This is a genomic window from Pontimicrobium sp. MEBiC01747 (assembly GCF_053601635.1).
Window position 1 is genome coordinate 1 of record NZ_JBSHNS010000062.1, and the last position, 428, is coordinate 428.

The window sequence follows — 428 nt, forward strand, 5'->3', positions numbered from 1 at the left end:
ATTCCATCTAATTGGCGTTCTTTTTCTGCCTGTATTAATTCAAAAATTTGTTCGTCGCGTTGCATGAATTTTGATATCTAAATTTAAAATAGAATTCAAAAATAAGAAATAGATTAGTTATATTATTCATTAAATCACATATTTACTTTCAATACTCTTACTTTTTATTTATTTGGTAAAATACATCTATTTTTTACCCATTTTATTGCATTTAAATAAAAAAAATATGTAGGTTTGAATAGAATAACAAATCACTTTTAATAAACACAACTGTTATGCCAATAACTGCTAACAATCCAGATAGAAAGTCGTGGTTACACGTCGATAAAAACTCAGATTTCCCAATACAAAATATTCCTTTTGGAGTCTTTTTAACTAGAGATGATATCATTACAATAGGAACCAGAATTGGTGATACAGCTATAGAC

Annotated in this window: 1 pseudogene; it reads left to right on the forward strand. The window is 26.4% G+C overall.

Annotation, left to right across the window (positions count from 1 at the left end):
• Window positions 1–275: 275 nt before the first annotated feature.
• Window positions 276–428 (forward strand): annotated as a pseudogene (locus tag ACVC2P_RS00990) (fumarylacetoacetase); the annotation flags it as partial.